Source organism: Pantoea sp. CFCC18177 (assembly GCF_059412425.1).
Genome location: NZ_JBNBPL010000013.1, coordinates 87,187 through 101,880 on the forward strand (window position 1 = coordinate 87,187; position 14,694 = coordinate 101,880).

The window sequence follows — 14,694 nt, forward strand, 5'->3', positions numbered from 1 at the left end:
GCCGGACCCAAAGCGGCCCCGGCTGACGATATCTCATAGACAAAAGTAGCAAGCTGTAACCCCGATACGCCCAATCTCAGCGTGCGAATTGAATCACACCCTTAATCAGCTCGCGATTGTTAATCACTTCAGACTCGAAGGTTTCCGCCAGGGTCGAAAAATTGTAATGGCGATTTAGCATGATGTCGGCACGTAACTGCCCAGAAGCCATCAGTTCGCCGACTTTAGCGAAATCTTCATGGGTGGCGTTGCGACTGCCCAATACGCTGGCTTCGCGTTTATGAAACTCAATATCCGGGATCACCAGATCGCCTTTGTGCAAGCCAACAAACACGATGGTGCCACCGTGACGAATCAACTTCACCGCACCGTTCATCGCTGCCGGGCTGCCGGTGGCATCAATCACTTTCGCCGCCAGTCGCCCGCCAAACTCTGCCCGCAAAGCCGCGTCAAAATTGTCTGCCAGGGGATTGATCGTCGCTAACCCCAGTTTTTGCGCCACATGCTGACGGCGCGGTTCACTGGTATCTGCGACCACCACCTGCGCGCCCGCCGCCGCTGCAATCGCCGCGACGCCCAAACCGATTGGCCCAGCACCTACCACCAGCACCTGCTCATCCGCTGCTACCGCTGCGCGGCGCACCGCATGGGCGCTGATGGCAAAGGGTTCAATCAATGCCGCCGCTTCCGGCTCCACCTCATCCACGGCCAGCAGATTACTGGCCGGCACACTGAGAAACTCACAGAAGCCGCCGTCCTGGTGCACACCAATCACCGAGATATTTTCGCAGCAGTTGGTTTTTCCGCTCAGGCAGGCATCGCATTGCTGGCATGACACATAGGGAATCAGCGCCACACGCTGCCCCACCTTAAAGCCGTTTGCCCGGTTGCCCAGTTCAACCACTTCACCACAGAGTTCATGACCCAACACGCGTGGGTAGCTGAAGAACGGCTGATTTCCCGCCCAGGCGTGGATATCGGTACCACAAATACCGGCGGCGATGGGTTTAATCAAAATCTCGTGCGCGGCGGGCGTAGGTTTCTCACGCTGCTGCCACACCATGTTGCGCGGCTCGGCAACCACCAGGGTTTTCATTGTTGTCATGGGCTTCTCCTGTGCTGATGTCGCAGTTATGGCGAAAATCGGCGATAACCGCTTTTTGCACCTGCGGAAGTGTGAAGCAGCGCCATTTTTTTGGGCTTTGTGTGGTTTTTAATAAATAAAAAACCGGAGAACACGATGAGTCGAAGCCAAAATTTGCGCCAGAATGTCATTAATCAAATGCTGGAGGGCATCGCCAAACGTCACATCCGTTCTCCATTGCCACCGCAAGCAGCGCTGGCTGAAATGTTTAATATCAGCCGCACCACCGTGCGCCACACCCTGCAACATCTGCATGAGCGTGGCGTACTGGATAAAGTCGAAGAGACCTACGTTATCGTACGCGATCCCAGCGAAGACGATGGTTTTAGCGCCCTCAGCCCGCCGATCGATCAGCAGGCGCTGCAGTTCGAGCAGACGTTTTTTAACCTGATAAACCAGCGCCAGCTGATGCCCGGCGACAGCTTTAGCGAGTTGCAGCTGGCACAGCAGGTGAAAGCCAGCCCGGTGGTGGTGCGCGAATTTCTGCTGCGCTTTATGCGTTACGATCTGCTGGAACCCGTTAAACGCGGGCACTGGCGCATGAAAAAGTTTGATCAGACTTACGCCGAAAACCTGTTCGAGCTGCGTGAGATGCTGGAAACCCATGCCCTGACGCGCTTTCTTAATCTGCCTTCAGAGGATGAGCGCTGGATTCAGGCACGTGACCTGCTAGATCGCCACCGGGCGATGCGCGACACCATTGCCAGCAACTATCGCCACTTTGCTGCACTGGATAAGGAGATGCACACGCTGATTCTTTCCGCCGCTAACAACCCGTTTTTCAATCAGTCACTGGAGATTATATCGGTGATTTTTCATTCGCATTATCAATGGGATGAGACCGATTTGAAGCAGCGGAATATTGTGGCACTTGAGGAGCATATGGCGATTCTGACAGCCTTGATCAGCCGCCGGGATGTGGAGGCGTTATGCGCCTTACATAACCATCTCGGCACGGCGAAGTCATCGATGATCCGCTGTATTCGTCAGTACAATTAAAAACCGATTAAAAACCACAAAGCATAAGCGCCCGCACGAATCTGAAACATCCTCGCAACATCCCGATCGGTTTACTTCTAGTCTCCAAAGCAATCCATTGTGGCAGCACCGTTTCGCTGCCGCAGGATCCCAACAGTTGATAACGATAAGACCCCATACCTGGGAGGTTGCAATGGAAAATACATCCGCACGTGGTCGTGATACCGCACCCGCACCCGTCGCCGACGGACAAGATTTTGTCCCGGCGCGCAGTGACGTGGTGCGCTCACCGCGCATTAAAAAGATTCAGGTGACGGCGATGTTGCTGCTGCTATTTGCCGCCATCATTAACTATCTCGACCGCAGCTCGCTGTCGGTGGCAAATATGACCATCCGGGGTGAACTGGGGCTGTCAGCCACCGAGATTGGCGTGCTGCTGTCAGCCTTTTCGCTGGCTTACGGTTTAGCGCAGCTGCCCTGTGGTGCACTGCTTGATCGCAAAGGGCCACGCATCATGCTGGCACTGGGGATGTTTATCTGGTCACTGTTCCAGGCGGCGGCCGGTCTGGTGCATAACTTCACCCAGTTTGTGCTGGTGCGTATCGGGCTCGGTATCGGTGAAGCGCCGATGAACCCGTGCGGCGTTAAAGTGATCAACGACTGGTTCAACATCAAAGATCGCGGTATGCCGATGGGCATATTTAACGCCGCCTCGATGATCGGCTTATCCGTTGCGCCTCCGATTCTGGCCGCCATGATGTTGGTAATGGGCTGGCGCGGCATGTTCGTCACCATCGGCGTGCTCGGCATGTTCCTCGCCATCGGCTGGTATCTGATGTATCGCAACCGCGATAACAGCAAGCTGAGCGCGGAAGAGATCCACTATTTGCAGGCGGGCAGCGTGGCCTCACGCAAAGAGCCGCTGAGCTTTGCCGAGTGGCGTGGCCTGTTTAAGCAGCGCACCATGTGGGGCATGATGATTGGCTTCAGCGGCATTAACTACACCGCTTGGCTGTACATTGCCTGGCTGCCGGGTTATCTGCAATCCACTTATCATCTGGATCTGAAAAGTACCGGTTTGCTGGCGGCGATTCCATTCCTGTTTGGTGCAGCTGGCATGCTCTTGAATGGCTATGTGGTGGATGCACTGGTGCGTCGCGGCATGGATGCGGTGAAAGTACGTAAGGTGTCGATTGTCAGCGGCATGCTGCTGTCTGCGGCCTTCACGACTTTCGTCACCCGCGCCACAGATACCACCAGCGCCGTTACCTTGATCGGTATGGCCCTGTTCTGTATCCACTTTGCCGGGACATCGTGCTGGGGCTTGATTCACGCCAACGTCACCGCGCGTATGACGGCTTCAGTAGGCAGCATCCAGAACTTCGCCAGCTTTGTCTTCGCCTCGTTCGCCCCGGTGATCACCGGTTGGGTGCTGGATACCACGAAGTCGTTTAGCCTGGCGCTGATGATCTGTGCCGGTGTGGCGGTGGTAGGTGCGCTGGCGTATTTGGTGTTAGTGCGTAAACCGATTACGGATGGGGTGTAATCCAGGTGCGCATTAATGCGCACCCTACAGCGATCTCACGTGATTTCGTAGGGTCGGCATTTATGCCGACCTGGTAAAAAACCGCGTTTCACACTGACGTGCAATTTCCCATAACTTATTGCGAATCACCTGCTTTAACTGCAACGTTGATTGCGATTGCGGCTGATCGCGGCGGCTGATCAGCATCACTTCAAACGGCAGCGGCTGTGCCACTGGCAGTAATTTCAGTTGGTCGGCATAGCGGCAGGCGGTGAACAGATCCACCACGCCGACACCGCCGCCCGCCAGCACCATATCCGCAATCACCGAGTAGGTTTTAATCGACAGTGACACCGCCGGGTCCAGACCTTTATCACGCAGGGCGCGATGCAACACGCGGCCCAGCGGGTCATGATTCTGCATCATCAACAGGTTATTGGCGCACAGCCACTCCAGCGTGGCGGGGGCGTTATAGGTGTGGTGCTGCGGCAATAACGCCACCATCGAGGATTGAAACAGCGGCTCCGCCAGCAAATCGGCATCCACCTGCTGACCAAACACCAGTGCAAAATCGAGCTGATTATCCATGATCATCTGGCACAGCGTACTGAAGTGCTCGGTCACTAACTCCACGCTCACCGACGCCGCTTGTTGACGCCAGTTCACCAGCGCCGGGGCTAACACCATCTGACCAAAAGCATGTGCCGCACCGACACGGACAATTTGTCCCTCGCCGCGTCGCAGCTGCTCGGTTAGCTGGGTAATCGACTGCAAACGCTGGTAGAGATCTTCCACTTCCGGTAACAAACGCCGCCCTTCTGCGGTAACAATCATCCCTTGCGCCCGCCGCTCAAACAGCGCGAAACCCAGTTGCTGTTCTGCATGATTCAGTACCCGGCTGACATTCGGCTGCGACACATTCAGCAATCGCGCCGCCGCACTGATGCTGCCGGTCTGCACAATCGCCTGAAACACCTCAATATGACGCAGCCGCATGATTATTCGCCCCAGGTGGCTTCGAGCACTCGCAGCCAGTTGCCGTGGCAGATTTTTTCCAGCAGCTCACGCGAATAACCGCGTGCCGCCAATGCGTTGACGATCAACGGGAAACCGGCGACATCTTTCATATCCCCCGGCATGGTCGCGCCATCCAGATCAGAGCCAAAGCCCACGCCATCTTCGCCCACTTTTTCCAGCAGATATTCCACGTGCTGCACGATGGCATCAACGGTGGTCGGCGCATGACGGTCGCCATCTTCCCGCAGGAATGGCACCGCGAAGTTGACACCAACAAAGCCGTGGGTTTCTTTGATCGCCGCCAGCTGGCGATCGGTGAGGTTGCGCGATTGAGCGCTAATGACATGGGCATTGGAGTGGCTCGCCACCAGCGGTGCATCACTGATTTCCGCGGTATGCCAGAAGCCTTTTTCATCCATGTGCGACAGATCAACCATGATGCGGCGGCGGTTACAGTCGCGCACCAATTGCTTGCCCGCTGCCGTCAGACCGTTGCCGATATCCGGTGATGAGGGGTAAAGGAACGGCACGCCATCACCAAACTGATTCGGACGGCTCCACAGTGGCCCCAGGGTACGTAAGCCGCTGGCATAGAGAATATCCAGCAGCTCACCATGAGTATCGAGCGCTTCGGCCCCTTCCACATGCATCACCACCGCCAGCATGCCTTTCGCCATGCACTCGCGAATGTCGCGCGCGCTGCAGCAAATTTTCACCTGCCCTGCAGAAGCCTGCTCAATACGCAGCAGCAGCGCCAGCATCGAAAAAGTCGCCTCACGCGCAGCGCCAATAATTTCCTGAGGAAAATCTGAGAGGTCTGGCGCACTTCTTGCAATCAGAGGATGTGACGGCACCCAGGTGGCAAAAATCCCACCTACCATATTTCCTTGGCGGATACGGGGAAGATCCATTTGGCCACGGCCGGTGCCCTGCAGAAATGCCTGCACCGCATCAGGCTGATGGTGCTGCCACAGTTTATTGAGCACATCGTTGTGACCGTCAAAGACCGGTATGTCGAGGTTAAGCGTGTCAGACATGTTGTATCGGTTCCAGGTTCGGGAGAAAGCGCAAGCGCTGCCAATTAGCGGGGCAGGTTGCACCAAAAAGAGGCAAGCATTCAAGCGTGAAACAAATGACTTAATCCCATTATTAATCCCCCTGCACACGGGGAAAGTCAAGACATAAAACAGCAAAATAAAATAATTTAATTTTAATAATCAATAACTTGGAGTTGTCATGGTAACCAGAAGACGTTTTCTCGCAGGATGCGCAGCCGTACCTGCTTTTTCCTACCTCAGCCTTAACACTGCATTTGCCGATACCCCACCCAGCATGTTGGTGATGGCCATGCAGCTCGACAACATTACCAGCCTTGACCCGCATGAAAGCTTCGAAGCCACTGGCGGCCAAATCTGCGGCAACATGTACCAAAAGTTGGTGATGCCCGATCCGCAGCACGCGGAAAAAATCGTCGGCCAACTGGCCAAAAGCTGGGATGTCAGCAGCGATAACGGCACTTACACCTTCCACCTCGATCCGGCGGCAAAATTCGCCGACGGTACGCCACTGACGGCAGAAGACGTCGCCTATTCGATTGAACGTATCGTTAAACTGGATAAAAGCCCGGCCTTTATCATCAACCAGTTTGGCTTCACCAAAGACAACGTCACCCAGTTGGTGACGGCGAAAGATGCCCATACCGTAGAGATGAAACTCGGCGCACCCGCAGCAGAAACCTTCCTGTTGTACTGCCTGTCCGCCACCGTGGGCAGCATCGTGTCGAAAAAAGCCTGTGAAGCCAATCAGCAGAACAATGACTTTGGTAATGCCTGGCTGAAGCAGCACAGCGCCGGTTCGGGTGCTTTCACTCTGCGCACCTGGAAGGCCAGTGAGACGGTGATTCTTGAACTGAGCCCGCAATATGCCGCGCAGAGCAAGATTAAGCGCGTGATCCTCAAGCACATTGCTGACCCAGCCGCGCAGGCGTTGATGGTGAAGAAAGGCGATGTCGATGCGGCCTACGACCTCACCACTGAACAGCTTTTGCCGCTGAAAAACGACAGCAGCGTGTCTCTGGTAAATCAATCGCTGTCGGCCATCATGCTGATGTCATGCAACACCAATAACGAATACCTGAAAAAACCTCAGGTGTGGCAGGCCCTGAAGTGGGCGCTGGACTACGACAGCATCCAGAAAAACATTCTGTCGATGAGCTTTATCACCCATCAAAGTTTCCTGCCGAGTGGCTTCCCCGCCGCGCTGGACGACACGCCATTCCACAAAGATGTGGCGAAAGCCAAGTCACTGCTGGCAGAAGCCGGTTATCCGAATGGCTTTGAGATCACCCTCGACCACTACTCCATGCAGCCTTATCCAGATATTGCCCAGGCCATTCAGACGCAGCTGGGTGCGATTGGTATCAAAGTGTCGCTGATTGCCGCCGAGAACCGTCAGGTGTTGACCAAAATGCGTGCCCGTCAGCATCAGTTGGCGCTCACCGTGTGGGGTGCAGACTATTTCGATCCTAACTCCAACACCGAAGCTTTCTGCGTCAATACCGATAACAGCGACAACGCACGTGCACGCACCCTGGCATGGCGCTGCAGCTGGTCTGATGACGAGTTTAATAAGTTGACAGAACAGGCGTTGCACGAGCCGGATCCGGCCAAACGCATCGCGCTCTATCAGCAGATTCAGCAGTTAGGCCGTGAGAAGAGTCCGTTTATCTTCATGATGCAGAAAACCAAAAATATCGCCTGCGGCAAGAATATCAAAGATGTACACATGACCGTGCTGGAGCAGTGGCCGTATGATCAGGTGAAAAAAGCCTGATGCCATTACTGAAAAAAATCGTCAGCACTCTGGGAAGCCTGGTGCTGACGCTGTTTGGTTTGTCGGTACTGACCTTCTTTATTGGTCGCGTGATGCCCACCGATCCGGTGCTGGCGGCGGTGGGTGATAACGCACCGCAGTCGGTAGTGGATCGCGTGCGGGTGGAAATGGGGCTGGATCAGCCCCTTTACATCCAGTTTGGTCATTACCTCAACCAGCTGTTACATGGCGATCTGGGGCGATCGATTCTGACCTCGAACCCGGTCACCACCGATATTGCGCGCTTCTTCCCCGCCACCATGGAGCTGGCCACGGCCGCAATCATTATCGCCGCACTGATCGGCATCCCGCTCGGCGTGTGGGCGGCAGTGCGGCAGAGCACCTGGGTGGATCAGACCATCCGCGTGGTGTGTCTGGCAGGACACTCGCTGCCGGTGTTCGTGCTGGCGTTACTCAGTCTTCTGGTGTTCTACGCCGTGTTGGGCATCGCGCCCGGCCCAGGTCGGCAAGACATCATCTGGCAGGATATGGTGCCGCAGGTCACCGGATTCCTCACCATCGACTCGTTGCTGGCGGGTGAGACCGATGCCTTCTGGGATGCGCTGGCGCACATGGCGCAGCCAGTGTTAATCCTCGCTTACTTCAGCATGGCCTACATCACGCGTATGACGCGCACCTTCATGCTCAATGCATTGAGCGGCGAGTTCGTGATCACCGCGCGGGCCAAGGGATTGTCATCACGCCGGGTGATATGGCGGCATGCGTTTCCTACCGTTGCCGTGCAGCTGGTGACCGTGCTGGCGCTGACCTATGCCGGTTTACTGGAAGGTGCGGTGGTGACGGAAAACGTCTTCGCCTGGCCTGGTCTCGGCCAGTATCTCACCACTTCTCTGATGAACGCCGACATGAACCCCGTAGTGGGTGCAACGCTATTGGTGGGAACGGTGTATGTGCTGCTCAACCTGCTGGCTGACCTTCTTTATCGACTTTGGGACCCGCGCGTAAAATGATTTTCTTCTCTCGTGACTGGCTGTTGGACGACACGCCAGCAAATCGCCGTCAGGCGGTGTGGGGCCGTCGTTATCGCCTGTGGCTCAGTCTGCGCAGCAACCCGCTGGCGATGGCCGGATTAGCGGTGATTGCCGTGATGCTGCTGCTGGCGTTGTTTGCTCCGTGGTTAACGCCGTTTGACCCCAGTGTTCAGCATCTGGAAAACCGCTTAGCTGCGCCGTCTGCGGCTCACTGGCTCGGCACCGATGAGCTGGGCCGTGATGTCTGGACGCGAATTATCTACGGCGGACGCACTACACTTGGCATGGTGATCGCGGTGGTGGTGTTGACCGCCCCGCTCGGCCTGCTGATTGGTTGTATCGCGGGTTATGCCGGGGGGATTGTCGATAAGGCCTTGATGCGTATTACCGATATCTTTCTCGCCTTTCCGCGTTTGATTCTGGCGCTGGCGTTTGTCGCCGCCCTCAAGCCCGGCGTGGAGAGTGCGATTCTGGCGATTGCCTTAACCGCCTGGCCGCCGTATGCCCGTCTGGCACGTGCAGAGACCCTGCAATTCCGCCACAGCGATTTTATCGCTGCCAGCCGGCTGACCGGTGCCTCGCCAATGCGCATTATCCTGCGCCACATTATGCCGTTGTGTGTGCCGAGCCTGATTGTGCGCATCACGCTGGATATGAGTTCCATCATCATCACTGCCGCCAGCCTGGGCTTCCTCGGTATGGGCGCACAGCCCCCTTCGCCAGAGTGGGGCACGATGATTGCCACCGCACGCCGCTTCCTGTTCAGCGAATGGTGGGTGCCGCTGATGCCATGTATCGCGATTTTCCTGACCTCACTGGCGTTTAACTTTCTCGGCGACGGTCTGCGTGACGTGCTGGATCCCAAGGAGCGCTAAATGTTGGTGGAAATTGAAAACCTGCGTATTGCGTTTCGCAGTCGCACTGAAACCTTTGAAGCGGTCCGCGGCGTGAGTTTTAGCGTCGGCCGCGAGAAGTTCGCCATCGTTGGCGAGAGTGGTTCGGGCAAATCCCTGACCGCACGCAGCCTGATGCAGCTCTTGCCCGGCAACGCCGAAGTGAACGCCGATGTGCTGCGTTTCGATGGTATTGATCTGCGCGGTGCCAGCGAGAAAGTGCTGCGTCAGATTCGCGGTAAGCGCGTGGGCTTTATCCTGCAGGACCCAAAATATTCGCTCAATCCGGTGATGACCATTGGACAGCAGATTGCCGAAGCCTGGCGCGAGCACAAGGGCGGCAGCCGCAAAGCCGCGATGCTGGCGGCGATTGACCTGCTGGAGCAGGTGAAGATTCGTGATGCGGCCGCGGTGGCGAAACGCTACCCCCATGAAGTGTCGGGCGGCATGGGCCAACGCGTGATGATTGCCATGATGCTGGCACCGGACCCGGAATTACTGATTGCGGATGAACCCACCAGCGCACTGGACGCCACGGTGCAGGCGGAGATCCTTAAGTTGATTGACGATCTGGTGTCGGCGCGCGGTATGGGGTTGATCCTGATCAGTCACGATCTGCCGCTGGTGTCGCACTTCTGCGATCGCGTGGCGGTGATGTATGCCGGACGTATTGTCGAGCTGTTGGAGGCCGGACAATTGCAGCAGGCACAGCATCCGTATACGCGCGGGTTACTGGCCTGTTTGCCGTCGTTGAAACATCCTCGCGAGCGTTTACCGGTACTACAGCGCGATGCGGCGTGGCGGGAATAATCCAGCGCCTGGTAACACGGTCGGCATAAATGCCGCCCCTACAAACCCGTAGGGTGCGCATTTATGCGCACTTGGCCAATGACCGCACGGGCCACGATGACGCATTTATGCGCACCGTGATAAAGAACATTCAGAATTAACAGGCAACTCCATGATTCAAATCGATAACCTACGCATTGCCTTTGGTGCGCACCAGGTGGTGAAAGATGTCAGCTTTGCCGTCGCGAACGGCGAAAGCTTTGGCATGGTCGGCGAAAGCGGCTCGGGTAAATCCACCATTTTACGCGCGCTGGCCGGACTGAATGCCGACTGGCAAGGCAGTATGCAGTATGGCGGCATGCAGCTGAGTGCTAAACGCAGCCGCGCCTTCTATCGCCAGGTGCAGATGGTGTTCCAGGACCCGTTCGGTTCGCTGCATCCGCGTCAAACCATTGATCGCATTCTGCATGAGCCGTTATTAGTGCATCAGCTTGATCGCGCGGAGCAGCGCATCAGCCAGGCATTAAGTGAAGTTGGCCTGCCTGCCGCCGTGCGTTTCCGCTACCCGCATCAACTGTCGGGCGGCCAGCGCCAGCGTGTGGCGATTGCCCGCGCCCTGATCGCCGAGCCAGAAGTACTGCTGCTGGATGAACCGACCTCCGCACTGGATGTGTCGGTACAGGCCGAAATCCTCAATTTACTCAGCGATCTACGCTCTGAGCGCAAACTCACCTACATTATGGTGACGCATAACCTCGCGGTGGTGACGCATCTGTGTCAGCGCATTGGGGTGATGCAGCAGGGTGAGATGGTGGAGCAACTGAGCGCGGATGATTTGCGCGCGCGGCGCATCCAACATCCGCATACCGCTCAACTCTTCGATCTCAGCATGACGCTGGAGGAACCGGCATGACCGCAAACTGGCAACAGGCCGCAGAGGTGGCACAACAGATTACCCAAAGCTGGCAGCAACCAGGCGCGCCGGGCGGCGCGGTGGTGCTGTTTGATGCCCATCAGATTCATTCCACCCACTGCGCCGGGCTGGCTGATTTAGCCCAGCAAACGCCCTTCAGCGCCGACAGCGTGGTGCGTTTTGCCTCGATCACCAAGCATCTGTTTGCCGCTCTGGTGACCGGGCCAGGCCGTCGCTATCTGCAACTGGAAGATACGCTGGCCCAGCATCTGCCGCAGCTGACTGGGGCCAACGGCCAGATTACCGTCGGCCAGGCGCTGGATATGAGCAGCGGCTTGCCCGACGTGCGTGAAACCCTGTCGCTGCTGGGATTGTCGGTGTACAACGCCACCAGCGCCGCAGAGTTACTGGAATTTATCGCGCAGAAAGGCGACCTCAATTACGCGCCCGGCAGCGAGATTTCATACACCAACACAGGCTATCGTCTGGTGGAGGAAGCGCTCAAAGCCAAAGGTGTGTTGTTCAACGATCTGCTGCAACAGTATGTGTGTGAGCCGCTGGATATCAATTTGATCGCGCCGGAAACCTGGTTTGATGTCGTGCCGGGGCTGGTGCCGGGATACTGGCAAAACGGCGCACAGTGGCAGCTCGCCAGCGCTGGTTTGCATCTCTCTGCCTCTGGCAGTGTCACGGGCAGCATTCACCATCTGACGCGCTGGCTGCAAAGCCTGCTGGCAGACAACGGTGCAGGCGCGGGCGTGCTGCAACGCCTGACCGCACCGCGCAGCCTGAATGATGGCCGCATCAGCGGCTATGGGTTGGGCATCACCAGCACCACGTTGGGCAGCCAGACGCTGTTTGGTCACGGTGGATCGCATGCCGGATATAAAAGTTATTTCCTGCTGCACCCGGAGCTGAAACTGGGTGTGGCGATTGTCGCGAATCGCGAGGATGTCGCGACCTCGGAAAGCGCCCTGCGCGTGATGGCGGCGCTACTCAATCGCACCCTGCCGGAGAAAGGGCACGATCTTACGCCTGGCCTGTATGTGGCGGAGGACGCCGCCGACTGGCTGGAGATCAACGGCGTGACCGCAACCTGGCTCGGTGCGGGTGAAACCTTATGGCGTGCCGATGCGCATGGCGATGCGGTCTCACTCTCCAGCACCTTCCCGATGCAGCTACGCCATGAGGGTGCAGCGATTGTCGGTGAAATTGGTCATGCACCACGTCGGTTTGTGCCGGTGCAAGCAGACCGTGCCAGCCTTGAGCAAATGCAAGGCCGCTGGTTTGCACAGCCGTGGCGCAGTGAAATGGTGATTGAAGGCGACAGTCTAATCATGGGCATCGGCCCGGCGGCGATACGCGCCAGTTTGCAATCGCTGGGTGGGGGGCGGGTGTTAGCCACCGCGCAGGATGGGCCGTGGGAGAAGCGGTTTGTGATATCGCGCGAAGGTGAGGCACTGCGGCTGCAGTTGAACCGCAGCCGCGTGGTAAGATTTTTACAGACAGCTCGCCCTAAATAATTCGAGTTGCAGCACAAAAGTGCCTTACGGCGCTTTTGAACAGCGCTTGCGCTGGCCCGCAGGGTGAGGCCGAAGGCCGAATCACGCGGCAAGTGGGAGAATCCCCAGGAGCTTACATGAGTAAGTGACTGGGGTGAGCACACGCAGCCAACGCAGCTGCGGCTCGAAGTATGACGGGCGTTAAGCAATGTAATGATGTAGACGACCTATCTTCTCTATTTCCACTTCTATCTCATCACCCGGGAACATAAACAGCGGTGGCGTACGCTTTTTACCCACGCCGCCCGGTGAACCGGTGATGATCACATCGCCCGGCGACAGTGGGCTGAACGCAGAGATGTACTCGATGATTTTCGCCACCGGATGCACCATGCTGGCGGTGGTGTCGTTCTGCACTTCGCGCTTATTTAACCAGGTTTTGATCGCCAGCTGCTGCGGATCGGGGATCTCATCCGCGGTGGTCATCCACGGACCAAAACCGCCGGTCTGCTGCCAGTTTTTCCCGGCGGTAAACCAGGTGAACTGCATGTCACGCACTGTGGCATCCATAAAGCAGCTGTAACCGGCCACGTACTGCAGGGCATCCGCAGCTTTGACCTGATAAGCTGCTTTACCGATGATCACCGCCAGCTCACCTTCGTAATCGAACTCTTGGGTGGTGGCCGGTTTCAGCAACGGCTGCTCATGCCCCGCCAGTGAATCGGCAAAACGGACAAACAGCGTCGGGGCTTCGATAGTCTCCGCAAACTCTTTGCGTTTGTCAGCGTAGTTCATGCCAACACAGAACACTTTACCAGGATTTTCCACCACTGGCAGGAAGCGGATCGCGCTGAACGGGTAATCAACCGGCTGCGTGCGAAAAGCCTCGAGGTCGCTTAGCGCGCCGCGTTGCAACAACGATTTCAGGTCTGGGCATTCGCTGCCAAGGCGTAAACCGAGGTCAATGACGCCCTCATTTAAGGCGATTCCGTAACTTTTTCTTTCCTGGTCAATAAGATAAAAACTGCAGAGTTGCATGACTGCCTCGTTGTTATATATAAATTGCGCGCAGGTTACCAAAAGCCAGCAGGAAATGCGGTACGACCTGCAAAGAATATCCCTAAGCGTTGCATCTCCGTTGCTGAAGTAAGGGTCGCTATAAATGGCGACCCCACGACGATTGTGCGCGGTTTTGTTAGGTGCGCATTCATGCGCACCAAAACTACGACTGCGTACTCGCCAGATAGGAGAAGGCACTGAGCAGGCTGATCAAGGTGCCCATCTGATCGGCACGATACCCAACGGTCACCGCATCGATGCGCGTCACACCGGGAATCAAACTGAATAAATCCGCTAATACCGGTTTGCTGGCCTGTAATTGCATCTCATAGGGTGCCGTCAGGCGTGTGGTGCTGACCTGGCGGGCGCGCTGTACAGCGGCCGTAGCGGCATGGCGAATGGCGTGCTGTGCCGCCTGCGGGCTGATGGATTCGGCGCAGGTATGAGAGATCGCGCGTTTCACGCAGACATAATCCACTGACGGATAGTGCTCCGCTATCCAGCCCTGCAACTGATCATCGCCACTGACTAACCACAGCGGCGTACCCTGCTCGGCAGCGGCAGCGGCATAAATATCGCTTTCCCCCATCACTTTACCGTTGATGTGGATACGCCAGAACGCACGACCATTGATGGTGTGAGCCAGTACGCCGGGTTCACCCGCCGCGCTGTGATAGCCGATAAAAAACAGGCCATCAAACGGCTGCTGCTCAATGCCTTCCACCATCGATAAACCGCGCGGTTTGCCCTGTACCATACGCGCGCGCGGATCGATGTTTTCCGCACGCAGGTTGGTCATTTGCGCGTGGCTGTCTGCGACCACCACTTCGGTGGCTCCGCCTGCGAAGGCACCGTCAATGGCGGCATTCACCTCTTGTTCCATCAGTCCACGCGCCAGCTGGTACTCCGCATGGCCAGGCGAGCACTGCTCCGGACGCATCACGCCCGCAATACCTTCAATATCGGCAGAGATAAAGATTTTCATGAGGTTATGTTAGTTCCGTGCGGTGA

13 protein-coding genes are annotated in these 14,694 nt (G+C 56.8%); 8 read left to right on the plus strand and 5 right to left on the minus strand.

The features are described from left to right. Positions 1-76: 76 nt before the first annotated feature. The gene (locus tag ACPUC8_RS14965; protein WP_039333327.1) at positions 77-1,105 is read right to left on the minus strand and encodes a zinc-binding alcohol dehydrogenase family protein; all 1,029 of its coding nucleotides are present in this window, start codon (positions 1,103-1,105) and stop codon (positions 77-79) included. A gap of 135 nt (positions 1,106-1,240) precedes the next feature. On the opposite strand from ACPUC8_RS14965, the gene ACPUC8_RS14970 reads away from it, so the two are divergent. Beyond that, a complete protein-coding gene (locus ACPUC8_RS14970) occupies positions 1,241-2,143 on the plus strand; it encodes a GntR family transcriptional regulator (RefSeq protein WP_039333329.1) in 903 nt (300 codons plus the stop codon). A 172-nt stretch (positions 2,144-2,315) separates the two neighbouring features. Further along, positions 2,316-3,668, plus strand: a complete 1,353-nt coding sequence (locus tag ACPUC8_RS14975; protein WP_494926687.1) for an MFS transporter — start codon at positions 2,316-2,318, stop codon at positions 3,666-3,668. A 60-nt stretch (positions 3,669-3,728) separates the two neighbouring features. Here ACPUC8_RS14975 and ACPUC8_RS14980 read toward each other — a convergent pair whose 3' ends face one another. Both ACPUC8_RS14980 and ACPUC8_RS14985 read right to left on the minus strand, forming a co-directional pair. Next, the gene (locus tag ACPUC8_RS14980) at positions 3,729-4,643 is read right to left on the minus strand and encodes a LysR family transcriptional regulator (RefSeq protein ID WP_494926688.1); all 915 of its coding nucleotides are present in this window, start codon (positions 4,641-4,643) and stop codon (positions 3,729-3,731) included. A gap of 2 nt (positions 4,644-4,645) precedes the next feature. Then, positions 4,646-5,701 carry a dipeptidase gene (locus ACPUC8_RS14985; RefSeq protein ID WP_494926689.1) on the minus strand — a complete coding sequence of 352 codons (1,056 nt, stop codon included), beginning with the start codon at positions 5,699-5,701 and terminating at the stop codon, positions 4,646-4,648. A gap of 199 nt (positions 5,702-5,900) precedes the next feature. Here ACPUC8_RS14985 and ACPUC8_RS14990 point away from each other — a divergent pair, with 199 nt between their 5' ends. The 6 genes from ACPUC8_RS14990 to ACPUC8_RS15015 all read left to right on the plus strand — a co-directional run bounded on the left by ACPUC8_RS14990 (position 5,901) and on the right by ACPUC8_RS15015 (position 12,645). Beyond that, positions 5,901-7,496 carry an ABC transporter substrate-binding protein gene (locus ACPUC8_RS14990; RefSeq protein ID WP_494926690.1) on the plus strand — a complete coding sequence of 532 codons (1,596 nt, stop codon included), beginning with the start codon at positions 5,901-5,903 and terminating at the stop codon, positions 7,494-7,496. Beyond that, complete coding sequence (locus ACPUC8_RS14995) at positions 7,496-8,506, plus strand: ABC transporter permease (RefSeq protein ID WP_058970160.1); 1,011 nt, start codon at positions 7,496-7,498, stop codon at positions 8,504-8,506. The genes ACPUC8_RS14990 and ACPUC8_RS14995 overlap by 1 nt, the downstream gene beginning before the upstream one ends. Next, on the plus strand, positions 8,503-9,402 hold the full coding sequence (locus ACPUC8_RS15000) for an ABC transporter permease (RefSeq protein WP_494926691.1): 900 nt from the start codon (positions 8,503-8,505) through the stop codon (positions 9,400-9,402). Before ACPUC8_RS14995 ends, ACPUC8_RS15000 begins: the two co-directional genes overlap by 4 nt. Continuing rightward, complete coding sequence (locus ACPUC8_RS15005; RefSeq protein ID WP_039333346.1) at positions 9,403-10,230, plus strand: ABC transporter ATP-binding protein; 828 nt, start codon at positions 9,403-9,405, stop codon at positions 10,228-10,230. A gap of 151 nt (positions 10,231-10,381) precedes the next feature. Then, positions 10,382-11,122, plus strand: coding sequence for an ABC transporter ATP-binding protein (locus ACPUC8_RS15010; protein ID WP_494926692.1), 741 nt, complete (start codon positions 10,382-10,384; stop codon positions 11,120-11,122). Then, positions 11,119-12,645 (plus strand): serine hydrolase domain-containing protein, encoded by a 1,527-nt coding sequence (locus ACPUC8_RS15015; protein WP_494926693.1) that lies wholly within the window; start codon positions 11,119-11,121, stop codon positions 12,643-12,645. Before ACPUC8_RS15010 ends, ACPUC8_RS15015 begins: the two co-directional genes overlap by 4 nt. 180 nt (positions 12,646-12,825) lie before the next feature. Here ACPUC8_RS15015 and ACPUC8_RS15020 read toward each other — a convergent pair whose 3' ends face one another. Both ACPUC8_RS15020 and ACPUC8_RS15025 read right to left on the minus strand, forming a co-directional pair. After that, positions 12,826-13,662, minus strand: coding sequence for a fumarylacetoacetate hydrolase family protein (locus tag ACPUC8_RS15020; RefSeq protein WP_494926694.1), 837 nt, complete (start codon positions 13,660-13,662; stop codon positions 12,826-12,828). 184 nt (positions 13,663-13,846) lie between these two features. Then, a complete protein-coding gene (locus ACPUC8_RS15025; protein WP_058970150.1) occupies positions 13,847-14,668 on the minus strand; it encodes a M55 family metallopeptidase in 822 nt (273 codons plus the stop codon). Positions 14,669-14,694 lie beyond the last annotated feature (26 nt).

Coding starts and splice junctions, on each gene's coding strand:
- ACPUC8_RS14980 (WP_494926688.1), bottom strand. CDS start 4,643: ATGCGGCTGCGTCATATTGAGGTGTTTCAGGCGATTGTGCAGACCGGC.
- ACPUC8_RS15025 (WP_058970150.1), bottom strand. CDS start 14,668: ATGAAAATCTTTATCTCTGCCGATATTGAAGGTATTGCGGGCGTGATG.
- ACPUC8_RS15015 (WP_494926693.1), top strand. CDS start 11,119: ATGACCGCAAACTGGCAACAGGCCGCAGAGGTGGCACAACAGATTACC.
- ACPUC8_RS15010 (WP_494926692.1), top strand. CDS start 10,382: ATGATTCAAATCGATAACCTACGCATTGCCTTTGGTGCGCACCAGGTG.
- ACPUC8_RS14990 (WP_494926690.1), top strand. CDS start 5,901: ATGGTAACCAGAAGACGTTTTCTCGCAGGATGCGCAGCCGTACCTGCT.
- ACPUC8_RS14970 (WP_039333329.1), top strand. CDS start 1,241: ATGAGTCGAAGCCAAAATTTGCGCCAGAATGTCATTAATCAAATGCTG.
- ACPUC8_RS14995 (WP_058970160.1), top strand. CDS start 7,496: ATGCCATTACTGAAAAAAATCGTCAGCACTCTGGGAAGCCTGGTGCTG.
- ACPUC8_RS14985 (WP_494926689.1), bottom strand. CDS start 5,701: ATGTCTGACACGCTTAACCTCGACATACCGGTCTTTGACGGTCACAAC.
- ACPUC8_RS15000 (WP_494926691.1), top strand. CDS start 8,503: ATGATTTTCTTCTCTCGTGACTGGCTGTTGGACGACACGCCAGCAAAT.
- ACPUC8_RS14975 (WP_494926687.1), top strand. CDS start 2,316: ATGGAAAATACATCCGCACGTGGTCGTGATACCGCACCCGCACCCGTC.
- ACPUC8_RS14965 (WP_039333327.1), bottom strand. CDS start 1,105: ATGACAACAATGAAAACCCTGGTGGTTGCCGAGCCGCGCAACATGGTG.
- ACPUC8_RS15005 (WP_039333346.1), top strand. CDS start 9,403: ATGTTGGTGGAAATTGAAAACCTGCGTATTGCGTTTCGCAGTCGCACT.
- ACPUC8_RS15020 (WP_494926694.1), bottom strand. CDS start 13,662: ATGCAACTCTGCAGTTTTTATCTTATTGACCAGGAAAGAAAAAGTTAC.